This is a genomic window from Fontibacillus phaseoli (genome assembly GCF_003337355.1).
GTDB lineage: Bacteria > Bacillota > Bacilli > Paenibacillales > Paenibacillaceae > Fontibacillus > Fontibacillus phaseoli.
This window is the reverse complement of sequence record NZ_QPJW01000003.1, coordinates 432,969-456,420: the sequence shown is the minus strand read 5'-3', so window position 1 is coordinate 456,420 and position 23,452 is coordinate 432,969. Positions and strand designations below refer to the sequence as shown.

The following is a 23,452-nucleotide window of genomic DNA, read 5'->3' as shown; positions in this document are numbered from 1 at the left end:
AATGATTTTTTTTGACCTGGAGGTCTTGGATATGTCATCGACATCGAAACTCAGGAATCGACAGCCGGGGTCACACGGATGGCCTATGTTGTTATTTTCCTCGATTCATAAAAGAACCTGCCCGAAGCATGTCCCGGCCTCCGGCCAAAGCATCATCATTCCGGTTTATATGCTGTGTTTGGTCACGGAGGGTAGCGGATGGGTGAATATTGACGGCAGGATCGAGAAAATCGGGCGGGGAGCTTGTTACTTTTTGACGCCGGGCTTGTCTCTGGAGCTGAACCTGGAGTCTGGTATCCTGCAATACCAGTTGATGCTGATCCGGCCATTGCAACTTCAAAGGTACGGAAAGCGCTGGCTGGCGGACTCGGGAAATTTGGGCAACTTCCGGGAGGCGCCCGGCAAGCTGGATCTTGATCCGGTACGACCATTCTTCGAGGAGTTGTGCCGGTTATATGAGGATAGCCGGGAACCCGGCGTCGGGCGGGAGGAATTTCAATTGCGGGGCCAAAGCCTGATTTACGATGCGCTGAATCTGCCACGGGTGAACAAAGATACTTCCGGGGACAGCGGGCTGGAAGAGAGTATCGGCTATATGCATCGGTATTTTCGGTCTAAGGTGGCTCTTGACACTTTGGCTAATATCGCCGGGCTTACGCCCAGTTCTTACTCCAGAAGCTTTAAGCGAGAGAAGGGCCTCACCCCCGTGGAGTATCTGAGCCACATCCGCCTCGCCCACGCGAAAAAGCTGCTGTCCCGTCCGAACGTTTCCGTGAAGGAAGCGGCGGGGGAGTCCGGCTTTGGGAACGAGTTTTATTTCAGCCGCCTGTTTAAGCGGGAGGTAGGGGTGTCACCGACGATTTACATGAAGCGCAAGGAATTGCGCGTCGCCGTCGCGTCCTGTTACCACTACCAGGAAAATTTGCGTTCCTTGGGAACCGGGGCGGTTTATGTCATGAACGGGGCCAGATATCCCGACCAGAGCGAGGAGTTCAGCCACAAGTGGATTGCGCGGCAGTTAAGCGAGCTTCGGAGCGAGACTCCGGATTTGATTATCGGGGATCACCGGCACCGCCATTTTCAGGCCGCCTTGAAAGAGATCGCGCCCGCCGTCTTCCTGGATTTCACCTTGGATTGGAGGAAAAACCACCGGATCATTGCCGAATTGGTAGGGCGCGAGGACGAAGCGGAGCAGAACTGCCGCCGGCTGGAACGTAAAGCCGCTGATGCCCGGCAAGAGCTGACGGAGCTTATCGGTAACGACTCCGTGTCGCTGCTGCGGCTGTATAACCGGAAAATTCGGATCCAAGGCTGCGTCAATCACCCGCTGAACGAACTGCTGTACGCCGAACTGGGATTGAAGCCCGGAAGCTGCGTGCCTCTGGGTGAACAGAATTTCGAGTACCCGCTTCACAATCTGCCCGTGCTGGAGAGCGACTACTTATTCATTTATAAACATAAAGTGCTGATGGAGGAGGAGCGGGTGTTTGACCGCGTACTGGAGAGCGGTGTCTGGAAAAACAGCCAGGCGGTCCGGAATAACCGGACCCGGATCATCCCCAATTGGATCGGCATGAGCTGGTCCCCGGTCGGCCGCGAAGAGATTATCGATGATTTGCTGGATATGTAAGCTCCTTGCCATGTAAGGCAAGGGTAGGCATTCCATAAGAAAACCCGGCGAGGTTCGTATTTGAACCGGCCGGGTTTTGAATTTTGGAAAGTTCCGCAGTTGGATTTATTACGCAAGTCCGCCATGATGATCACGCAACAAGTGCTGATAGTTATTTTTCACGAATTCCAGCACTTTTTCGCAAATGATCCTATGGCCGGCCTGATTCGGATGGATGCCGTCGGAGCAAAGGAATTTCGTGTAATCGGGATGCTCCAGAAAAGCCCCCCGTACATCTATGTACTTTGTCTTCGTCATTTCCGATACTTTCAGGATGGTGGAATTGTAACGTTCCTGCCACCAATAAATTTTCGTGACGCTGCCGAGCCATTTTAGGATGTTCTTCTCCGCCTCCGGATTGTTTTTGCTGACCCATTTGAAATAGTTATCCGCATTCAAAGGCGGCAGACTCATCAAGACCGGAGTGATCTGCTGGCTTTTCAGAAAGTGAATCGCTTCGGTTAGCATCTTTTCGAACATATTGAAATCCGTCTTGGGGCTGTGCTCCCCATCGGGATTATCGGCAATTTCATTCCAGTTGAAATCGCAGTCATTGCCGCCGTATTCGATCAACACGATGTTCGGTTTATCTTTAAGGACGTCTTTTTTCAGGTTGGACATTCCTTTGATCAAGGTGTTGCCGAATCTGGCTGTATTTCGAACCGCTCCCTTTAGTTTATCCTGCAGAAGCGAAACGTAATTGTCCTCTAAAAGCACATATTTATTCCTTACTTCGTCAAGAATGACTCCCTTGGAAATCGAGTCTCCCGAGATCATGTATTTTGCTGACGCATTACTTAATTCCTGATTTTCCCAGTTCACTTGGATCACCTCATTCCATTAAGCTATCGTATACATTTATTTTAGTTTAATTGATGGCTGAAACGCAAGCGTAATACTGAGCCGGGAGTTACTGACCGGTTGCATGACCTCCATAATTATGGAAATAATAATTAGTTCATAGAAACCGGGTGCATACCGTGTTCTCTTGGTTATTCCGTTCAAAAATTGAGAAGTTCGAATCATTTTAAGACAGCATGTGGACATGGAGTGTCACCTAATGAGAGAATACATTAGAGAATATTTAGAAAAAGGGGGATGAATTCAGTGCTTCGATTTGGAGTTATCGGAACGAACTGGATCACGGAACGCTTTATTCAAGCGGCTGAGGAGACGGAACAATTTATTCTGGCTGCCGTATATTCGCGCACGGAAGAGAAGGGCAGGGCATTTGCCGCTAAATATAGTAACAGTCCTGAAGTGTATACCAATCTGGAAAACATGGTGGCCGGCGAAGAGATCGATGCCGTGTATATTGCCAGTCCGAATTCGTTTCATGCGGAGCACGCGATCCTTTGCATGAATCATGGCAAGCATGTGCTGTGCGAGAAGCCGCTTGCTTCCAACGTTGCCGAAACCCGGAGCATGATTCAGGCTGCGCGCGACAATGACGTGCTGCTGATGGAAGCGATGAAATCCACGTTGATGCCCAACTTCCGGGTCATCACGAATAATTTGTACAAAATCGGGCGGGTACGCCGGTATTTTGCCAGCTACTGCCAATATTCTTCACGCTTTGATGCGTTCAAGCAGGGGAATGTGCTTAACGCCTTCAATCCCGCTTATTCGAACGGCGCATTGATGGACTTGGGAACCTATTGCATTTATCCGATGGTGACATTGTTCGGAAAGCCGGAAGCGGTTCAGGCGACCGGCATTATGCTGTCATCGGGCGTAGATGGAGAGGGAAGCATTCTGATGCGGTATAGCGATATGGATGCCGTAATCATGTATTCCAAAATTGCCGACTCGTACGCTCCTGCCGAAATTCAAGGCGAAAACGGCACGCTCGTCATCGATAAGGTAAATCAGCCATACGACGTAAAAATACTGTATCGGGACGGCACCGTGGAAGATCTTCGGCAACCGCAGATGCAGGAGTCGATGTTTTACGAGGCAAGGGAGTTTATTGAGCTCGTGCAATCCGGCAAGCGGGATAGCAGTGTAAACTCGCTGGAAAACTCATTAATCGTCGCGGAAATCATGGAAGATGCCCGGCGTCAGATCGGCCTGAAATTTCCGGCGGATGAATTCTGAAAAAGTGAACATAGACCATCGCTTAGGTCCTCAGCGAAAAAAAGTCGATCCCGTTACGTGAGGGATCGACTTTTTTAGCTGCATTGTCCTATTGGTACGTAATTACAAGCGCATTGCTTATCTTCCTGCCGGGTGTCGTCAAATACTTCCCATTGTAATAAAGTCCGCTGGAAGCGCCGCCGTCCAGGTTCATGGCCTGATACGCTCCGGCTTGCTTCATGATTTCGGCGAGCTGCGGGATGGTTGCTCCGCCGGTCGTCAGCAGGATCAGCTTATGGTCGCGCGTAAGTCCCAGAGCGCTTCTGGCGCCTCCGCCTGTCAGGATTTTCGGATCCTTGAACCCTTCTGTTTTGACGTCGAGGGACACCTTGCCGTTTACCAGCAGACGGGGGCCGGCCTGCAATGCGCCTTGAACCGTGCCTTGTGCAAATCGCTCATTAAAATCCCCGCCCGGTATCAGATCGGCCAGCAGATTTTTATCATAGGTAAAAATCGTGCGTCGGTCGCCGGAGGCTTTCATTTCAATTTCCCCGCCGCTCACTATGTATCCGTAAGGTGCTTTATAGCTATCTTTGTATATGCGTCAAAAAAAGTGCCGTTGATGGCGACGGCTGCCTTGCTGCGCTTGGCGATACTGCTCAAATCCTCTACGTTACCGGCTTTGTTCCCCGCCAGGACGACATCCAATCCGATCTTCGGATGCAAAAGCGATACCGTTATCATTTGGACGGAGAATGACCGGCTGCCGACTTTGAAGGTTTTGCTGGCGCTAACGATCGGCTTGCTGCCGCTTGGAAACGCTCCGCGCGTCACGGCCGGCAGAACGACCGTATTGCCGTCGCGGCTGATGCTGACCACGGAGGGGTTCTTGCTCCATTCCAGCGAGTATCCCAGCATCTGGCTTACAAACTGCAGGGGGACGTAGGTCGTTCCGTTCTCGCTGAACGGAGCGTCGGTTAAGCTGACTTGCGCCTCATTGACCTGCGCCGTCGTCTTTCCGGTGAAGAGAGCGAGGCGGTTATCTCCGTCAGCGATATCGATGCGTTTCTCTGCATCGGTCCACTGGACCTCGGCACCGGCAAATCCTTTCAAAAACGAGATCGGCGCAAAGGCTCTGCCGCTCTTGGCGTCAATCAGCACCACGCTCTTTGGCGCTGCTGCGGGTGCTGCAGCCAGACTGGATGGAATGAGGCAAATGAAGGCAAGTAGGGCCAACAATCCCGGGATGACTGTTCTTTTCATGCTGGTAAAGTTCTCCTTTTTCTGTGTTGTAGTTTTACTAATGTAATATCGGAACAAGCCCCGGTTTCGATAAATAGGATGGCTGATTGGATATTTCCATTCAGCCTGTCAATATCTCATGCCTAAATCAATAGCCAGGCCGCGGACTCCACAAGGAACCGCAGCCTGGCTATCAATTAGTCGCATTATTATATAAATGGATTAGGCCTTAATGTACATTTTATTGAAGTACTCTTCCAGCATCCGCTTGGTAGCAAAAGCTTCCCGGGTAGTCTCGATGCTCTTGCTCATCATTTGCACCCATTTGTTGCGGTTTTCATAGTAAGTAGGCAGTACGCGGTTTAGCAAGGTGTCGTACAAGGCGTCGCTGTCATGACGATCGAGCACTTCAAAATCGGTCGTCTCGAAGCCGTCGCCGATTTGCCAGCCGTTCTCTCCATCGATGCAGGCTTCCGGCCACCAGCCGTCCAGGACCGAACAGTTGAGCACCCCGTTCATTGCGGCCTTCATCCCGGATGTGCCGCTTGCTTCCAGCGGTCTGCGCGGATTGTTAAGCCAGATGTCCGAGCCGCGGGTCAACTGGGCGCCGATCGTCATATCGTAGTTCTCCAGGAAAACTACGCTCTTCGGATATTTTTTCATCATCGACACGAGGTTGCTGACGATTTTTTTGCCGGTGTCGTCCAATGGATGTGCTTTGCCGGAGAAGACGATCTGGACTTTGCCGGACTCCAGATAAGGTTCAATGATTTCCGGTTGCGAGAAAATTAAGTCACTGCGTTTGTAAGGGGCGGCTCTGCGGGAGAAGCCGATCAGCAGGTTGTCCGCATTCAGGGAAATGCCGGAGCGCTCTTTAATAAATTGAATCAGTTCGCGCTTGATTTCCATGTGGGTAGCCCACAAATCTCCGCCTTTCTCGTAAGCGGCGGTCATGCGCTCATCTACCCAGGTCGGCGTATGAATGGCGTTCGTAATTCCGATAATCTCGGAACGGCCGGAAACTTCCTTCCACATTTTGTTGGAAGTGTCCGCATGAAGTTCGGCTACCCCGTTGGAAATGCGCGAAAGACGTAAGCCGGCGACCGTCATGTTGAACGGATTGCCGCCGATACGCTCCATTTGATCGCGGGTCAATCCATTATAAGCGGTCATATACTCAAGCCGGTCGAGAGGGTGGGTTTCATTGCCTTCCTTAATCGGCGTATGGGTCGTAAAGACGACTTCTTCGCGCGTAGCCATCCAGGCTTCCTCAAAAGTTTTGCCGGCGCACATTTTTTCGCGGATCAACTCCGTAGCGGCCAATGCGGCATGGCCTTCATTGAAGTGGTACACGTCGATCGGGATCTGTAGCGCACGCATGGCCTTCACGCCGCCGATGCCGAGCACGATTTCCTGGGCAATCCGCTCTTCGCCGAACCAGCCGTAAAGTTGACCGGTAATCCAGGCATCGCCATTCTCAGGAATGTCCGTATCGAGCAGATAAAGCGAGCTGTTGCCGAACTGTTCGGTTTTCCATACTTTGCAGACAACGTCGGTGTTGCGGACTTTGACGGTAACTTTTACGCCGGTGTCTTCGAGAAAATCGTAAACATAGTTGTGGTACGTGTCATAAGGTTTTCCGTTTTCATCAATTCTCTGATCCGTATAACCCTGTTTCCATTTGATTCCGATCGCAACAATCGGCGCGTTTATATCTTTTGCGCCCTTAATGTAGTCTCCGGCCAGTATTCCCAGACCGCCCGCGTACATTTTAAAGTCGGAATGAAGTCCGTACTCCATGCTGAAATAAGCTACAGTAGGCAATTTCTTCTCGTTCATTCGGTAAGCCTCCTCGTATTATTCATGGATACATCGGCAGTTTCTTTTCAAATCAAGTAGAATGCAATTTGTGCAAACGTTTGTCTTTTAGAAAAGAGAGTCCCAATGTGAAAGCGATTTCGAGAAATATTTTACCATATCTTATTCGAAAAAGAAGCTAAAATTGACAAAAAAATTGACGAAATCGAAAAAAAAGCAAAATCGATGGCAAAATACTCCTGATGATTTCATTTGGAATAGTCAAACGTTTGCATTTGATGCGGGTCCCGGATAATATTTTTTTGCTTGACTACCATTTTGAAAGCGGTTATATTGGAAATGTAAACAATACGTTATATAACGTTATATAAAAGGAGAGATCTTACATGAACGTTTCTAAAGTGATCAGCACAATCAGCGAGAAGACAAAAAATGGGATTACTGAAGTATATCTCGTGGCCTGCGGCGGTTCCCTGGTGGATATGTACCCGTCGAAATACTTTTTGGAGAGCGAGGCCAAGAAAATCGTGACCGGCCTGTATACCGCTAATGAGTTTATTCATGCACGGCCAAAACGTCTGAACAAGGACTCGGTTGTCATTGTCTGCTCGCACGGAGGCAACACACCGGAATCGGTGGGAGCGGCCAAAACCGCCAAAGAACAGGGGGCGCATACGATCGGACTGACTCATAACAAGGAAGCGGATTTATTGAAATACTCGGATTTTCCGTTTTTGTATGAGTGGGGCGCCGACAGTGACGTGAAGAACAATCCGATGGCCATTATTCTGGAGTTGAGCGTGGAAATTTTGAAGAATGCTGAAGGTTATGATCATTATGAAGCCTTCCACAACGGAATGGGAAAAATCAACGGAATCATTGAAGAAGGGAAAAAACTGGTAGCTCCGAGGGCTAAAGTTTTTGCAGACAAATACCGGGCCGAAGAGCTCTTCTACATCCTTACCAGCGGGGCTTCCTATGGCCATGCCTATGGATTTGCTATATGTTCGTTGATGGAAATGCAGTGGCTGAATGCGGCGCCGATTCATTCCGGAGAATACTTCCATGGTCCTTTTGAAGTGACGGATAAGGAAACGCCGTTTATTCTAATGATGAACGAAGGACGCACTCGCGCCCTTGACGAACGCGCTTTGTCATTCCTTCAGAAATATGCGGAGAAAGTGGAAGTCGTGGACGCGAAGGAACTGGGAATCAGCACCATTGCCGATGAGGTTGTGGAGTTTTTCAATCCCGTCTTGTTCTACAGCATCCTGTGCGTCTACCGTGAAGCGCTGGCGGACGTACGTAACCATCCGTTGGAAACCCGCCGTTACATGGGGAAAGTGGCATACTAATCAGTTAAGTATTCAAAATGCGAATGTTTTGAAAGTTGCCGAAAGCAGGTGCAAAAGATGAAGGTATTGGGAATTGGCGATAATGTGGTGGATAAATACGTCCATTTAAAAACAATGTATCCTGGAGGCAATGCACTGAATTTTAGTGTGTTTGCCAAAAAACTAGAGGTAGAGGCTGCATTTATCGGCGTATTCGGGGATGACCGCGAAGCACATCATGTCGAGAAAACCTTGCGAGAAATTGGGATTGATATTTCGAGAAGCAGGCATTGTAAAGGAGAGAACGGTTGCGCCAGGGTGACCCTGGAAAATGGAGACCGGGTCTTCCTGGGGAGTAATGAAGGCGGGGTCACCAGACTCAATCCGTTGAAGCTGGATGAAGAGGATCGAGCTTATATCAGAACCTTTTCCGTCATGCACACCGGACTTTACAGCCATACCGGGCACCTGCTTCCCGAGCTTAGATCGCTGGGTGTGCCGATCTCCTTTGATTTTTCCGATGATTTCGAAGATGAACAGGTTGAGCGGTATATTCCATACGCGGATTTTGCCTTCTTTTCCTGCAGTCATTTGTCCGATGAAGCTACACGGGAATACATCCAAGCGAAATGGAAAAGGGAAGGCCAATTTACTATCGCCACCCGCGGCAGTGAAAGATCGATGGTCTATGACGGGAGCCGCTTTTATTATCAATCCCCGGCATTTGTTGAGGCCGTCGATACGATGGGGGCAGGGGACTCTTTTATCGCTGCATTCCTGTTAAGCTATCTGAAGGACCATGATATTCAAATCGCCATGCGTGAAGGCGCCCGGTTTGCGGCAGAGAGCTGTTTGACGGAAGGCTCCTTCGGTTTCGGCGTACCTTTTGAATGATGTATTTTCTTCTGGACCGCGAAGTCTCGCTTGTACAAAAGCAAAACGTTTGCTACTCTTTGGAGAAGAGACTATAACGTTATATAACAAGCGAGGTATATATGTTAAATTCAGAGCATCCCGAGCCTTTATACGTTCAATTGAAGAAAGCGCTTCAATCGGCAATTTCCAACGGCTTATTCAGCCAGGGGGAAAAGATTCCGACGGAGATAGAATTAAGCGAACGCTACAATGTTAGCCGCATCACGGTTCGCAAAGCGGTCGAGGAACTGGCCCAAGAGGGGTACCTGACCAAACAGCAGGGGAAGGGGACATTCGTCAACCGCTCTAAAATTGGCCGTAAAATCGAGCATCTCATCGGGTTTACGGCGTCTTGCGAAGCAAACGGACTGACTTCCCGTAGTGAGGTAATCCGTAGGGAGGTCATCGACGCAGGCGCTGATCTTCAGAATAGCCTTCAACTGGGCAAGGGAGAAAAGGCACTCTATATTCAGCGGAAAAGATACGCCGGGGAGAGCCCGATCATGCTGGAGAACAATTACTACCCGTACAACCGGTTCTCCTATTTGATGGATGAGCCTTTGGAAGGCTCACTGTATAAGCTGTTGAGGGAGAAGTACGGAATCGATCCGAATCAGCCGGGCGAATCCACGCTGGAAATCGTTCTGGCCGACGAACAAAAGGCCCTTCTACTCGAGACGGAAATCGGAAAGCCGTTATTTTATTTGAAAACGGTAATTTGCGACCAGCAGGGAATGCCTGTTCATGTAGGTAAGCAGTACATGATCGGTGACAGATATCAGTTTACACTTTGACCGTTCCGTCCTTTTGCCTAGTGTCGTCTTGAACCAGCTCCTTCCAAAAAATAAGGAGCGGTAAAAAATTGAATATAACGTTATGATACGTATTGGCAAAAGGACGGATTATTAGATTCGTATTAAGGAGGGATGACATGGAAACAGCAAGCGAAGCTTATGCAGATATCGTGTTAATGTCGAACGCAGTTTTCACGGGATTGGAAGACGAGGCACGACCCGGGTTTGTTGCCGTTGGAGGCGAGTTGATATACGCTGTCGGACCCAAGGGAGAATCGGGGAAATGGATTGGGCCGGCGACGAAAGTCCATGATCTTGGCAATCAGCTCATTATGCCGGGGATCCACGATAATCATGTTTTTTTCACCGGGTATATGTCTATGCACCGGGGATTGGATTTGTCGAAAGCCGAGTCAGAATTGGAAGCGCTACAATTGTTGATCCGTTATGCTGAAGAACTGCCTGAAGACGAAAATGTATACGCTTACGGCTGGGACCAGGATTCGTGGGGCGATTTGCCGGAGCAAGCTTTGCTGGATGTCGTGTTTCCGGACCGGGTCGTCGTTGCTATTAACCGTTACAAAAGCTACTGCTGGATGAACCGGATAGCGGTCGAGAGGTATGGCTTTACTCCTGATCAATGCAGTGCTGAGGCCCGAGCCTCTCTGCTGAAGGAAATGCTTCAAGACCGGGAAGAGTTGAAATCAGAATTTTTGGAGTTTTGCCGAATGCTGGCGGGCCGGGGAGTCACATCCATTAAAGATATCGGTTTTGATAACTACGAAGGCCTCCTGCCGGTATTAACAGAGCTTGCTGCAAATGGTGAACTTCCCCTGCGCGTCCACTTTGCGCTGGAACCGGTACAGCAGCCGCTCGATATTGCCTTTGGTCTGAAATGTAAAGCTAACTTTAACGGCGACTTGCTCCGGTTCCAAGGTTTTAAAATCATGGTTGACGGGGTGGTGGCCGACCATACGGGAGACATGCTGGAGCCTTACGCAGATATGCCGGGCGTGACTAACCTGCGGCCGGTGGATTATGAAGCAATCGAGGCTTCGGTGATGGAGGCGGATCGGAACGGGCTGAAGTGCACGCTGACAGCCGAAGGCGATGCAGCGATTCGCCATGCGGTATCGATATTCGAGAAATGCCGTAAAGTAAATGGCGTAAGGGATGCCCGCCACTCCATAAGCGATATGGAATACCCGTGCCCTGACGATTTAAAGAGAATGGCGGAGCAAGACATTTTTGCCGAAATATACGCGCAGATTTTGCTGCTTAACCCTTCGTATGAAGCATCTTATATGGCGGAGGTAGCGGGAAAAGATAAAGAAGACAGGTTCTATAATTATAAAGGGATGCTGGACGCGGGTGTTACGGTTACGATCGGCACCGATCTCCCGTTATTCATCACGAGCGTGCCTGATTCGCTCTATGCGGCAAGTGCCCGGTTATTCCCGGATGCTTCTCCGGAAGGAGGATGGTTTCCTGAGAAGGGAATGACAGCGGCGGAAGTGCTGAAAGCCTGGACTGTCAATGGAGCCAAGCATAATTTTATGGAAAACAAAACAGGTACCCTTGAGCAGGGGAAATATGCTGATATAGTCGTGTTCGACCGGAACCTGCTTCAAACACCTCCTCATGAGCTGAGAAGTGCAAAGGCGGTTTTGACGCTGTTCGGCGGACAAATCACTCATGATGAGATCAATCAAATCGGGGAAGAATATGACTTCTAACAATACGTATCATAACGTTATTTTAAACTTATACAATTCCGGAATGAGGGATTAATATGGAAACGTTAAAGAATAAAAGGAAATGGTCCCTACCTCACAGCTATTCGCTCATTTTTTTCATCATTATTTTGATGGCCGTGCTGACCTGGATCGTGCCAAGCGGGCAGTTTGACCGCCAAGAGGTCACCGTGGACGGCATGGTCAAATCGGCGATCGTTCCGGGCACATATCATACAGTCTCCAAGAGCGGCGCTGACGGAGATTTGCGGCAGGGAATTCCCCAGATATTAAGCGCACCGATGGAAGGCGTTATAAACGCGGCCGATGTCGTCTCCTTTGTATTGATTGTGGGTGGCGCTTTCGGCATCATTCTTCAGACCGGAGCGATTGACCGGGGTCTGCTGGCACTGGCACGAAGGCTCAAAAGTAAAGGGATTCTTGTGATCCCGATCGCTATGTCGATCTGCAGCCTCGGCGGCTCGACGTTTGGCATGAGTGAAGAGATCATTCCGCTGTATGCGATATTCATTTCTTTAATGTTTGCGCTCGGTTTCGATTCTATGACGGCCATTCTAATTCTTTACCTGGGTACGCAGATCGGGTATGTCGGTTCCACGACCAATCCATTCTCGGTCCTGATTGCACAGGGGGTGGCCGGGGTCCAGGGAAACCCCCAATTATGGCTGCGATTTATTGAATGGATTATTTTTACCGGCGTATCGATTGCATTTACGATGTGGTATGCCCGCCAGGTGAAAAAAAATCCGGAGAAATCCATCGTGTTTCAAAACGATTTGCTTACGCGTCCACTGTTTCTGAAGGAAGATACTGGCGAAGCCGTTGTTTTCTCCAAACGTGACCGGTTTATTATTATAGGATTTGTTGTAGTTCTGGGCCTGATCGTATGGGGGATATTGGCGAAAGGATGGTACATGACGGAAATCGGGGCGCTCTTCCTGGCGCTTGGATTATTTGCCGGAATCGTATCCAGAATGAGCCAACGGGAGATGGCAGAAAATTTTGTTAAAGGATGCGGGGAATTTGTATATGCCGCCGTCATCATTGGCTTGGCACGGGGAATCCTTGTCATAGCCGAAAATGGGATGATTATCGACACGATCCTGAATTCCCTTGCCGATATGCTGAAGGGTCTTCCAAGTTACGCCTTCACTACCATTATGCTGCTGGTGCACAATGTCATTACTTTCCTGGTGCCTTCTTCTTCGGGAGAGGCGGCATTGACTATGCCGGTTCTGGCTCCGCTCGGCGATCTGGTAGGAATTAACCGCGAAGCGATCGTTACGACTTACCAGTTCGGAAATGGCCTGACGAACCTTATATCGCCGACAGGCGGAGTGCTGCTCGCCGGATTGGCTATTGCACGGATTAATTTTGGGCAGTGGTTGAAAGTAATAATGAAGCTCTTTGTGGTCCTGTGGATTATAGCAGCCGTATTTGCGGCGATCTCGGCTTCTGTTGGAATGTAAGATAAAAGAATGCATGGGCCTGCCGACTGTCAACCGCAGAAACGGCAGGCCGATGTAATATAAAGAGGCCTTATGATTCGAGTTCGGGATAGTCCTCCCAAACTTGCAGATCGTCCGCTACCGCCTGAATTTCTTCCGGACCGATCTGAATGTAAACATACCCTTCCTCCATCTGCTTTTTCAGGGCGCGCTCCTTGACGTATTTCGGGCTGGCTTCACCGGCTTCTTCATCATAAACGAGCAGAATGCCGTCCGTTTTGCGGAACAGCAACTCATCGCGGGCGCGGAATTGCCAAACGCCTTGATAGCCTTCTTTACTTATGGAACCATAGTAATCGACACTGCGGATCAGTTCGCGATAATAATTTTGTTTCTCTTCGTTCCACTGTTCTTCGGGATTGCTGAAGGCGGTAATGATGGAACATTTTAAATGGGGAAAAGATTTCTTTAGCTCGAGGACGGCTTCACAGGCCCATAAATCCACGCCGTATTGGCCGGGAGTGATCACCCACTCCAGCCCATCTTCGATCAGGGGGATCAGGCGAGCGGCGATCGCTTGCCGAATATAAGGAATTCCCTGATGCTTATTGTTGTATATGCCGAGTTCGTGCGCACGGTAACCGGTGACCAGCAAGTTTTTCAAAGCAAAGCTCTTCCTTTCATAACCGATTCCGGGAAAAACGGGGGAAGCAGCGTTTTTTCTATTATAACGCAGTCTTCAGAAGAACTACGATATTCCGGAAGAGATAGGTCAATTTTACCAATCGGCAAACTCTTAAAAATCGCAAAATTGAGACTTTATTCCCTGTTGCGGACTGGTATGTTTTGGGTAATATCAAGAGACTACATAATTTTAGGAGGAACATTCAGTTGAAGAAATGGACAGCAGCGTTATTGGGAGCAATTCTGGTACTAGGTATTACAGCATGCGGCAAGGAAAAGGCAGCCGACGGCGGAGAAGCGAATGGAGCGGCTAACGGCTCGGCGAATCAGGCAGTAGCGGAAACCGGGACAAATGCACCGGCAGAAGCAGCAGTGCCTACAGTTGATGAGATGATTCAAAAGGCGACCGAAGCAAGCGAAAAGCTGAAGAGCTTTTCCATGGATGCCAAGGTCAATCAGAATATCGTAATTGCGCAAGGCGATCAGAAGCAGGAACAGAAGGTCGATATGACGATGAAAATTGACATGGTAAAGGATCCTCTCGCCATGTATCAAATTATGGACATGAATATGGGAGAGCAAGGAAGCCAGAACGTTGAGCAATATATTACCCAAGAGGGCATCTATTCCAAGATGAACGGAGCCTGGGTCAAGCTTCCGGACGAAACCCGCGATGAACTGCTGGCAAGCATGGAGCAATCGGCCAGTCCCGAAGCGCAGCTCAAACAATTCAAATCCATTGCCAATGAAGCCAAGGTGGTCGAAGAAGGGGACGAATTCGTTCTGTCTGCTGACCTTTCCGGCGATGGTTTGAAGGAGCTTGCGAAATCCCTGATGAGTCAGTCCGGCGGGGAAAACGAACAAACAGCGGCTATGCTTGAGCAAATGGATATTAAAAACATTAAAATTTCGTATGCGGTAAATAAAGAGACGTTCTTGCCGAGCAAATCCACCGTGGCCATGGCGATGAACATGGATGTTGAAGGGCAGAGCGTTTCTCTGGATATGACTATGGATAGCACGATTTCGAAATACGACGAAATTGACAAAATCGAAATTCCTCAAGAAGCGCTGGATAGCGCGCAATAAAACTGTTCGATTAACGGCTGGACCCGGAATGTACCGGGTTCAGCCGTTTTGTTATGATCGCTGCCTTTAAAGAAGCATGCAAAAATGCAAAAAAGCCTGCGGCAACGGCCGTAGGCTTATCAAATTCAACCTTGTGACAACGGTTACAAGAAACGGGGTTTATTGCCCGTGAATCGAGTAAAGGGTGAACGCCGTATAGAAGACGGCATAGAAGATACCCAGTGAGATAATCCAGCCAAATGTGCCGCTCTTGAACTTGCTGCTTCCTGGTTCCCACATGTGTAGTCAGCTCCTTTAATTCGCAATGGTTGGTTAATTGTGAACAATTTGTGTCTTACTTAATTATTGAACATTTTGTGACGAAAATCAAACATTTTTTTGAACAATTTTAGAAAATTGTTTTTTAAATAAAAGAAAACGCAGCTCCGTCTTGCCGGGCTGCGTTTGATCCTTATTTTTTTAGAGGCGTGAAGCCTTCTTCAGCTAAGTATTCGCCTGCTTCCTCTCTTGTTTCGAATACCATCTCGAGATTGATGCCGGAGTAGACATACCATAGATCATCCTCATATTTCAGGGTAAGCGTCCCGCCGCTTGAATCGGTCCACATGCCGCCCGGAGAATCACTGCGCGGAATGTCCGGCTTGGCAGCCGTTGTTTCAGGTTCCTCCCCGCTCTCGGATAGCGAGCGAATACTTTTGTCCAGCAGGCTGCGCAATTCTTCTTCGGAATAATCCCGTATATTTACATAGCCTTTATCATCAAAGTCATAATCCTGAAGCAGTCCGGCATAAATGAAGCCGTTGCCGTTAGGGTGAAGGTGATATGCCACGGTTTTTTTGTCGTGGACGCTTTTATCCAATTGATAGTTCACCCGGCCGAGTGATACATCTTTTCGCTCCAGTTCGGGATAAGAATCCAATAGGTTTAATTTTTGTTCAAAGGTAAGCATGATCCGCCTCCGGCACATATTATCGTAACAATTGTTCAATATCTTCAGTATAAAGGATTTTGCCATGGCGAATCAAAGAATGTGAATGTGAGAACGCTGCGAGAGTTAGGGCTATTTCATATTTGCCGATAAAGGGTACAAGTTTTAAGAACGCAAACTAAGGGGGAGGGCATATGAAAGAGGCAGGGCACAGACCGATAAAGTGGGGGATTATGGGCACGGGAACGATCGCGGAGCAATTTGCCGCCGATTTGTCCCATACAAGTAACGGGGCGGCTTATGCGGTAGGCTCCCGTAAGCCCGGTAATGCGGCGCTATTTGCCGCTCAATTTGGAATCCCCCGTGCGTACGGGAGTTACATGGAATTGGTAAACGACCCCGAGATTGATGTCATTTATGTCGCAACGCCGCATCGCTATCATTTGGAGAACGCCCTGAACAGCATCCGGGCCGGAAAGGCGGTGTTGTGCGAAAAACCGGTTACCGTTAACAGCAGAGAATTGGAATTGCTGATCTCCGCTGCCCGGGAGCGAAGGGTATTTGTAATGGAGGCCATGTGGATGCGCTTTTTACCGCCCATGCAAAAAGCCAAGGAATGGGTACGGGCCGGAAGGATCGGAGAGGTCCGCCTCGTGCAGGCCGAGTTCGGGATCATGGCGGACTGGGATCCGGAAGGAAGGCTGCTTAGTCCGGAACTGGCTGGCGGGGCGCTGCTCGATGTAGGTATTTATCCGTTATCTTTTGCATCGATGGTTTTCGGTGCCCAGCCGAGGGAGATCTATAGCCATGCACGTATAGGCAGGACAGAGGTCGATGAACAGTTTTCGGCCCTCTTAACCTATGACTCCGGGCAGGTGGCGTCCCTGCATGGAGCAATAAGGCTTGGGATGCGCAATGAGGCAGTCATCCATGGAACGAAAGGCTGCATCACGCTACCCTCCATGAATAAGGCTCCCTCGGTATCGCTATACGAGGGTGGGAAACTTGTGGAGACTTACGGTGATGATCGTCTGGGAAAGGGATACGAGTACGAGGCGGAGGAAGTCGGAAGACGCCTTCTCGCCGGGCAAACGGAAAGCGGGATTATGCCGCTGGATGAATCGTTGCGGGTGATGGAACAACTGGATACGATGCGCGCGCAATGGGGGCTAAGGTACCCTTTTGAATAAAACGGTGGCGAAGACATTGGTTTTTGACCTGCTCCATTTGGTAATATCAAATCATGGAGAAAACAATTCGTCAGGAGGCAAGACCGACTATGGGGGATTACACGAATAAGAAAATCAAATGGGGAATTATGGGGACAGGCTGGATTGCTGAGCAATTTGCCAAGGATTTAGTCCACGTCGGCAATGGCGAGGGCTTGGCCGCGGGATCAAGAACGCTGGCAAGTGCGGAAAAATTTGCTGAGAAATTCGGATTGGAGCGTGCTTACGGCAGTTATGAGGAATTGGTGAACGATCCGGACATTGACGCGATTTATGTAGCGACTCCGCATCCCTATCACAAGGAGAACGTTCTGACGGCTCTGAACGCCGGCAAAGCCGTGCTGTGCGAGAAGCCTTTTACCGTAAACAGCTTGGAACTGGAGCAACTGATTTCTTCGGCCAAGCAAAAAAAATTGTTCTTGATGGAGGCCATGTGGACCCGCTTCCTGCCACCCATCGTGCAAGTGAGGAAATGGCTGGAAGATGGACGAATCGGTGAAGTTAAACTGGTTAAAGCCGAATTCGGCTTTCGCAGCGACTGGAACCCGCAGGGACGGCTGCTGAACCCCGAGCTTGGCGGCGGGGCTCTGCTGGATGCAGGAATCTATCCGGTTTCTTTTGCCTCGATGATATTCGGCAGCAAGCCGGACAAAATTTGGAGTACAGCCGAAATCGGTGAAACCGGAGTGGACGAGCAATTCTCCATTATGTTGGACTACGGCCAGGGTAAAGTAGCTATGCTGAATGGGGCAGTTCGGCTGAATTTGAATAATGACGCGTATATTCACGGAACGGAAGGGATGATTCATATTCCCTCCTTCCTCAATGCCAAGGAAGCCGTCCTCCGGGTGACGGGGAAAGAAGAAGAGAAGTATCGCGACGGAAGATCATCCACAGGGTACGCCTTTGAAGCGGAGGAAGTGGGCTATTGCCTGCTCGAAGGCCTCAAGGAAAGTCCGGCTATCCCGCTGGAAGAATCGCTGGGTATCTTGAAGCTGCTGGATGAGATCCGGGCGCAATGGGGACTAAAATATCCATTTGAGTAAGAAGTGCCATCATCCTGGCTATATACGACAACGGCAGCCTGTTCTTTTCCCTCTCGGGAAAGCCGGACTGCCGTTTTCTTTGCGTTACTCTTCGGATTGATGCATGAACGCCTCCACAAAGGCTTTCATCTGTTGGGTGGACGTATTCAACTGGTCGATGACGGTCATAAAATCCGTTACCAGTTCAGCCTGCTGTTGAGAAGAATGCACGATTTGCGAGAAATCCGTTTCCAACTGACGGATCGAATTCTGGACATTAGTCAAAGTCGAGGAAATATCGGTAGTTGCTTCCCGTGTACTGACCGACAACTTGCGGACTTCCTTGGCTACGACTCCGAAACCGGCTCCGTGTTCGCCGACTCTTGCAGCCTCAATTGCGGCATTCAGGCCAAGCAGGTTGGTCTGTTCGGAAATTTGCTTAATGAATTCGATCGTATGGTTGATTTCCGACGAGTTCTCAACGGTTTGTTTAGTGTTGGACAGCATATTTTCGCTGGTCGCCGTGAGTTCCTCCGAATGTGCGGCGACCGTTTGCACCATGTCAACGAGCTTCCCGGTGATCTGGTCCATAATCATCATGTTTTCTTCCAGCTTCAGCTGGTTTTCCATGGACTGCGCCGTAGCCAGCGCTCCAACGATCTTTCCCTCCTCATCCCGGACGGGAATCGCGGACGCTAAAATAGCAATACCGTAAATATCTGCGGGAAGTTGGGTGGAGGAGAACTGTCCGGCAAGAGCGGTGCGAAGATTTCGATCGTCCTCCGGGATAGGGTCCCCAGGCCGAATTTTAAAATCAATAGTTCGGGACGGCTCATAAAGCAGGAATTTCTCCAGATCGGTGATTCCGATCATGATATCTCCTTTGATCATTTTTTGCATGTAGGGTACGGAAGCAATAAGGCTATCCAAAATACTCATCTGTGATCAACCGCCTATATCAAATTTTAAATAGATTATATAGCGTGTGATGGGATATAACAATATAGAGCAAAGTATAACCGGAATTTTCATGCAAAATTAATAAGAATCGGTTATAGGGCAAGGGTGTAACCGAATAGAATGATAGGGGAAACGGCTCTAAGGTGACCTGGAAAAGCAGGAAGCAGCCGGAAAGGCCAGGAACATGTACGGAACGGGGCCGGGCTGCCTTCGCTCTTCCGGTAACAAGATCCGGTGTGCACTCTGGGATGGCTTAAGCTCATCGATGTTTTGCACCGGCCTGATCTGCCGGGCCGGGTCCGTCATTGTTCTCTTCCATGCTTTTAATCTCCCGGGTCAGCTCGCTTATAGTAGAATTCATATGGTCCAGTTTCTCTCCGACCGTCTGCAGCACATATTTGATCAAGATAAAACAAAGCGTAACGGGAAAACCGACATTCGCGACCATCGATACGATATCCGTGACCTGCATGTTCAAGGACCTCCTTTCTTTGAAAATTCCCTTTCACTTATATAGAGAAAAAAGGAATGAAAATAACAACCAATAATTAGAAAAAATGTTATAATTAAAATTAACTCACATATTAATGGTTGTAAGACTACCCCTCGCATTTCCCTATACATAGAAGATGAAATATGGAAGGGGGAGGTAATTTTGAAGGAACAAACAACCGCGTACGAGCAGTATCGTAGGGAAGTATACCGGATCGCCTGGAGGGTACAGTACAAAGCCAAAGTCGTGAAAAGACGGGAATGTTCATTCAACGGATTCGAACCGGCCATATCCAGTTTTGACTCATCTTCTGATAACAAAATGTTGATCCGTCAGTTGATCAATGCCCTGCCATCCAGTACGGGGCGCACGATCATTTATGAGATTTATCTGCAAGACAAGACCGAGCGCGAAGTTGCCCTGGAATTGAATATGACTCAGCAAGGGGTGAACAAATGGAAACGCAAAATGATCCAAGAGTTGTCCCGGATGATGAGTTCCTGATCTTGCTGCAAAAAGCGAAACAAAACGATCCCGATGCGGTTTTAAAACTGATTGAGCTGTATAAAGGAGATATTATGCGGGTCAGCAAATACATCCACTCGCCAACCGAGGATGCCGTTTCCGATATCATTCTGGAGTTCCTGGAACTGATTAAGGAGCGGGAAGAGAAGTGAAGGAAGGAATAAGAAAATCCCCTGGATTCAGGGGATTAGGCTGCCGGGAAGATTCCCGGCAGTTTTTTTGCGGATCAAAACTGAACTGTAATTTAGATCTGCCAAGAAACCGGAAGGGCGTTCAATGGGAATCCGATAAAGTCTCATCGTCCACTCCTGCCGGTATATAAGGCCGCACCACCAATACGCTTGCGGTATAAGTTCTGCCTTGATATACAGCGGTCACGGAAGTTAGTCCTTGGCCGATACCCGTAATGATGCCTTCTTGATTGATGAGGGCGACATCCGGGTTGGTCACAGTAAATTCCGTTTCCCCGTTTACGAGGCGAGTGTTCCCGTCTTTATCTTCGAACCAGGCTTGGATATCGAGTTCGCTGCCTATGGAAAGCGAGTAATCTTCGGAATCCAGATAGTACTTTCCGGTGATCGGAAGCGGGCCGCTGGGTCCGTCCGTCACGCGGACATTGAGCTGCGCCTCAAACCCGCCATATCCCGCAGTAATTACCGTACCACCTACGGATAGGCCGGTAATCACACCCGAAGCGTCCACGCTGGCTATCTCAGGATTCAGCGAGGCGAAGGAAGCAACGGCTGTCACATCGGTGAAGGTGCCGTCAGCATAGACGGCGTTAATCACGCTTGGCCTGAGCTCCCCAATGCTTAACTCGGCTCCTTCCGCAGTGTCGAAGCGGAGTTCCGTTATTTCGGGATCTGTTGGCGACCCCAGGTCATTACCGGAGACTTTGATGACCTGCATCCGGTAACTATCGTTCTCCTTGATTTGCCCGGTCAGTACAAAGCCGTCATCCGATGCAACCGTTCCTTTGCCTACTCCGGCAAGGTTGTAATCTTTAAACGGACGCTTAGTGACCATTTCCCAGTCCGAATTCAGCGTGATGATCTGATATTCCATCCTATGATCGGGATAGCTGCCGTAAGCATGATATCCCAACAACGCATATCCATCCTCCGTAGGGAGAAGTTGCGTCATATAATCATTATTATCGTAGCCGAGGTTATATGTCTTTCCCCAAAGTGTCTCCCCTTCGGCATCTATTTTCGTAACATAAGCCTGCTGCTCATTCCCTTGCTGCTGCATACCATTGACCAGGTAAGCGCCGTCCGGGGACAGTTGAACGGAATGAGCGGAACGGTTGGAGCCGGGCAAAGGTTGCCGTTTCTCCCATTCCACTTCACCCAGGTCATTCAGCTTAACGATTACGGAGGCGTCCTGTTCAGAACTCAGCATGCTCTCGATGGTGCCGACAGCTACATACCCTCCATCCGGCGACGCAATGAGCGCATTGAAGTATTGGTTATCGTCGCCGAAGCGGAACGTTTTGAACCAGACTTCATTTCCTGTCCCGTCCACCTTCAGTACATAGGCAGAAGCCAGGGCATACGAGTTGGCACTGAAGCCGGTAATGACGAATCCGCCGTCCGTCGATTCGGCGATGGATTCTCCGTAAAGATCCGTAGAAGGCGACAATGTGTCATAGTTTTTCTCCCATTCGAGCGTGCCTTGGCTGTCCAGCTTGGCCAGAAACGGTACTCTTAGCGGCTTGCCGGAGTAATCGGTAACCGCCCCGCTGACCAAATATCCTCCATCCCGAGTCTGGATCGCGTTGTACGCGGAGCCGCCGGCTTTGCCCGAGTCCGCACCGATAAGCAGCTTTTTCTCCCAGGTTATGCCACCGTTTTCGTTTACCTTAACGACGTAGATCTTCTGCTCGGCGGCATAGCCGGAGGAATTCAAGTCTACGACTTCTCCTACGGCGATATAACCGCCGTCGGTTGTGGGAATTACGGACCGCCCGTTCGAAGAAGCGGCGTTCGTTCCATACAGGGCGCTCCACTCAGTTGCTGGCCCTGAGACCTCCGGATCGGATGCGGTTGCGGCTATACCGTGCCCGGCTCCTCCGGACCAAATTAGAATGCATGTCAGAGATAGTACAACCAGCTTGGACAATTGCTTTAACACTAGCAGTTCCCCTTCCAAAAATGTTTTCTTCAGGAAACATTACCCCATTTTATTATTGCGGAATAGGAAGGGGCGGAAAATCCAGCTTTATCCTTAATTAGCTGAAGCTGCTAGGGCGGTGTGCCCAGGTCTTAATGTCCGGAATGGATAAGGATCTACTTCAAGATGAGTTAGATTGCTCGCGGGGGATCGCATAAAAAGCCCCTCCCCAAAATGTTGTCTATTGTAGACAATCTCTGGGGGAGGGGAACTAGAGGTTGCTCGCTTTTGTTGCTCCAACCTTTTTTAATCCTGACGGAAGATTCGGTCTATGCTCGTAATTTCTTCAGCCGTTAAAATGACGTCAAGCGTGTTCAGGTTGTTCAGTACCTGCTCCGGTTTCTTGGCTCCGGGGATCAGGGCGTCGATTGAATCACGGGTTAAATACCAAGCCAGCACTACATGCGCGACCTCGGCATTTTTGGCTTCGGCGATGCGGCGGACTTGCTCGACTTTTTGCAGGTTACGGATAAAAGCTTCCCCCTGAAACATCGGATTCCGGGCCCGGCCGTCCGCAAAGGTCGTGTCCGGGGTGTATTTTCCGCCGAGAAGGCCTGCGGCCAGCGGGAAGTACGGAACGAAGGAGATGCCGTGCTCTTTCGTGTAAGGGAGCAGTTCTTTTTCCGCATCGCGTTTGAACAGGTTGTATTCTGCCTGTAGCACGTCGATATGGCCGTCCTTGTTGCCTTCCCGCATTTGCTCGATGCTAAAATTGGAGACGCCGATCGCGCGGATTTTGCCTTCGTCTTTCAATCTTTTAAGCTCGCCGACCGCTTCGTCCTTGGGTGTCGATTCATCGGGAAAATGAATGTAGAACAGGTCGATATAGTCGGTTTGCAGTCTGCGCAGACTGCTTTCTACCGATGCCCGCAAAAACGCCGGGGAGTTGTCCATGACCACCTTGCCGTCCACGAATTTATGGGCGCCTTTCGTGGCTACGACTACCTCGTCCCGCCGGCCGTATTCCTTTAACACTTCGCCGATCAGTTCCTCGGATCGTTCCGGCCCGTAGATAAACGCCGTATCCAGAAAGTTGATGCCGTTCTCCAAAGCGGTGCGGACCACTTGCCTCCCGACTTCTTCGTGCAGGTTCGGATAAATGTTATGCCCGCCTACCGCGTTCGCTCCCAGCCCGATCGGATTGACGTATAAATCGGTTTTGCCCAGTCTGTTTTTTGTGGCCATGTGTTCCACTCCTTTTTGGTTGATGGTAAATAGTATAGCAAAGTTGGTGAGAGGAGGGGAAAAGGGAGGGGGGCGGACGAAAAGTTCTATTAAGTGCGAGTTTTGGAAGAGG

The 23,452-nt window shown here is 49.6% G+C and carries 20 protein-coding genes and 1 pseudogene; 12 read left to right on the top strand and 9 right to left on the bottom strand.

Going from position 1 to position 23,452, the window contains the following annotated elements; genetic code table 11:
• Positions 1 to 85: 85 nt before the first annotated feature.
• The gene (locus DFP94_RS12120; RefSeq protein ID WP_181873123.1) at positions 86 to 1,630 is read left to right on the top strand and encodes a helix-turn-helix domain-containing protein; all 1,545 of its coding nucleotides are present in this window, start codon (positions 86 to 88) and stop codon (positions 1,628 to 1,630) included.
• A gap of 108 nt (positions 1,631 to 1,738) precedes the next feature.
• Here DFP94_RS12120 and DFP94_RS12115 read toward each other — a convergent pair whose 3' ends face one another.
• A complete protein-coding gene (locus tag DFP94_RS12115; RefSeq protein ID WP_245954752.1) occupies positions 1,739 to 2,491 on the bottom strand; it encodes an SGNH/GDSL hydrolase family protein in 753 nt (250 codons plus the stop codon).
• Between the two features lie 285 nt (positions 2,492 to 2,776).
• On the opposite strand from DFP94_RS12115, the gene DFP94_RS12110 reads away from it, so the two are divergent.
• Positions 2,777 to 3,766 (top strand): Gfo/Idh/MocA family protein, encoded by a 990-nt coding sequence (locus DFP94_RS12110; protein WP_181873122.1) that lies wholly within the window; start codon positions 2,777 to 2,779, stop codon positions 3,764 to 3,766.
• 88 nt (positions 3,767 to 3,854) lie between these two features.
• Here the strand turns inward: DFP94_RS12110 and DFP94_RS12105 are convergent.
• Together DFP94_RS12105 and glgP are read right to left on the bottom strand one after the other, a co-directional pair.
• A pseudogene (locus DFP94_RS12105) lies at positions 3,855 to 5,008 on the bottom strand (phosphodiester glycosidase family protein).
• A gap of 201 nt (positions 5,009 to 5,209) precedes the next feature.
• Positions 5,210 to 6,826, bottom strand: a complete 1,617-nt coding sequence (gene glgP, locus DFP94_RS12100; RefSeq protein ID WP_114496722.1) for an alpha-glucan family phosphorylase — start codon at positions 6,824 to 6,826, stop codon at positions 5,210 to 5,212.
• Positions 6,827 to 7,191: 365 nt separating this feature from the next.
• Between glgP and DFP94_RS12095 the strand changes: the two genes are divergently transcribed.
• From DFP94_RS12095 to DFP94_RS12075, 5 genes are all read left to right on the top strand, one after another.
• Entirely contained in the window at positions 7,192 to 8,160 is a 969-nt protein-coding gene (locus tag DFP94_RS12095; protein ID WP_114496721.1) for an SIS domain-containing protein, read from the top strand.
• Positions 8,161 to 8,217: 57 nt separating this feature from the next.
• Positions 8,218 to 9,033 carry a fructoselysine 6-kinase gene (locus tag DFP94_RS12090; protein WP_114496720.1) on the top strand — a complete coding sequence of 272 codons (816 nt, stop codon included), beginning with the start codon at positions 8,218 to 8,220 and terminating at the stop codon, positions 9,031 to 9,033.
• A 101-nt stretch (positions 9,034 to 9,134) separates the two neighbouring features.
• The gene (locus DFP94_RS12085; RefSeq protein ID WP_114496719.1) at positions 9,135 to 9,848 is read left to right on the top strand and encodes a GntR family transcriptional regulator; all 714 of its coding nucleotides are present in this window, start codon (positions 9,135 to 9,137) and stop codon (positions 9,846 to 9,848) included.
• A gap of 137 nt (positions 9,849 to 9,985) precedes the next feature.
• Positions 9,986 to 11,584 carry an amidohydrolase gene (locus tag DFP94_RS12080; RefSeq protein WP_114496718.1) on the top strand — a complete coding sequence of 533 codons (1,599 nt, stop codon included), beginning with the start codon at positions 9,986 to 9,988 and terminating at the stop codon, positions 11,582 to 11,584.
• 56 nt (positions 11,585 to 11,640) lie between these two features.
• Positions 11,641 to 13,071, top strand: coding sequence for a YfcC family protein (locus tag DFP94_RS12075; protein WP_114496717.1), 1,431 nt, complete (start codon positions 11,641 to 11,643; stop codon positions 13,069 to 13,071).
• Positions 13,072 to 13,141: 70 nt separating this feature from the next.
• On the opposite strand, the gene DFP94_RS12070 is transcribed toward DFP94_RS12075, so the two are convergent.
• A complete protein-coding gene (locus tag DFP94_RS12070; protein ID WP_114496716.1) occupies positions 13,142 to 13,714 on the bottom strand; it encodes an SLOG family protein in 573 nt (190 codons plus the stop codon).
• Positions 13,715 to 13,941: 227 nt separating this feature from the next.
• On the opposite strand from DFP94_RS12070, the gene DFP94_RS12065 reads away from it, so the two are divergent.
• Positions 13,942 to 14,823: a DUF6612 family protein gene (locus DFP94_RS12065; protein ID WP_114496715.1), complete on the top strand. Its 882-nt coding sequence runs from the start codon at positions 13,942 to 13,944 to the stop codon at positions 14,821 to 14,823.
• 451 nt (positions 14,824 to 15,274) lie between these two features.
• Here the strand turns inward: DFP94_RS12065 and DFP94_RS12060 are convergent, their stop codons facing one another.
• Positions 15,275 to 15,772: a hypothetical protein gene (locus DFP94_RS12060; RefSeq protein WP_114496714.1), complete on the bottom strand. Its 498-nt coding sequence runs from the start codon at positions 15,770 to 15,772 to the stop codon at positions 15,275 to 15,277.
• 173 nt (positions 15,773 to 15,945) lie between these two features.
• Between DFP94_RS12060 and DFP94_RS12055 the strand changes: the two genes are divergently transcribed.
• Positions 15,946 to 16,941: a Gfo/Idh/MocA family protein gene (locus DFP94_RS12055; RefSeq protein ID WP_114496713.1), complete on the top strand. Its 996-nt coding sequence runs from the start codon at positions 15,946 to 15,948 to the stop codon at positions 16,939 to 16,941.
• An 89-nt stretch (positions 16,942 to 17,030) separates the two neighbouring features.
• Positions 17,031 to 18,026 carry a Gfo/Idh/MocA family protein gene (locus tag DFP94_RS12050; protein WP_114496712.1) on the top strand — a complete coding sequence of 332 codons (996 nt, stop codon included), beginning with the start codon at positions 17,031 to 17,033 and terminating at the stop codon, positions 18,024 to 18,026.
• A gap of 84 nt (positions 18,027 to 18,110) precedes the next feature.
• Here the strand turns inward: DFP94_RS12050 and DFP94_RS26285 are convergent, their stop codons facing one another.
• Together DFP94_RS26285 and DFP94_RS12040 are read right to left on the bottom strand one after the other, a co-directional pair.
• Positions 18,111 to 18,944, bottom strand: a complete 834-nt coding sequence (locus tag DFP94_RS26285; RefSeq protein WP_114496711.1) for a methyl-accepting chemotaxis protein — start codon at positions 18,942 to 18,944, stop codon at positions 18,111 to 18,113.
• 280 nt (positions 18,945 to 19,224) lie between these two features.
• Positions 19,225 to 19,437, bottom strand: coding sequence for a hypothetical protein (locus tag DFP94_RS12040; protein ID WP_181873121.1), 213 nt, complete (start codon positions 19,435 to 19,437; stop codon positions 19,225 to 19,227).
• A gap of 183 nt (positions 19,438 to 19,620) precedes the next feature.
• On the opposite strand from DFP94_RS12040, the gene DFP94_RS12035 reads away from it, so the two are divergent.
• Positions 19,621 to 19,962 (top strand): sigma-70 RNA polymerase sigma factor region 4 domain-containing protein, encoded by a 342-nt coding sequence (locus tag DFP94_RS12035; RefSeq protein WP_114496709.1) that lies wholly within the window; start codon positions 19,621 to 19,623, stop codon positions 19,960 to 19,962.
• Positions 19,914 to 20,135, top strand: coding sequence for a helix-turn-helix domain-containing protein (locus DFP94_RS12030; RefSeq protein WP_114496708.1), 222 nt, complete (start codon positions 19,914 to 19,916; stop codon positions 20,133 to 20,135). The genes DFP94_RS12035 and DFP94_RS12030 overlap by 49 nt, the downstream gene beginning before the upstream one ends.
• A 121-nt stretch (positions 20,136 to 20,256) precedes the next feature.
• Here the strand turns inward: DFP94_RS12030 and DFP94_RS12025 are convergent, their stop codons facing one another.
• Together DFP94_RS12025 and DFP94_RS12020 are read right to left on the bottom strand one after the other, a co-directional pair.
• Positions 20,257 to 22,116: a hypothetical protein gene (locus tag DFP94_RS12025; protein ID WP_114496707.1), complete on the bottom strand. Its 1,860-nt coding sequence runs from the start codon at positions 22,114 to 22,116 to the stop codon at positions 20,257 to 20,259.
• A 285-nt stretch (positions 22,117 to 22,401) separates the two neighbouring features.
• Positions 22,402 to 23,340 carry an aldo/keto reductase gene (locus tag DFP94_RS12020; protein ID WP_114496706.1) on the bottom strand — a complete coding sequence of 313 codons (939 nt, stop codon included), beginning with the start codon at positions 23,338 to 23,340 and terminating at the stop codon, positions 22,402 to 22,404.
• Between the last annotated feature and the right edge of the window lie 112 nt (positions 23,341 to 23,452).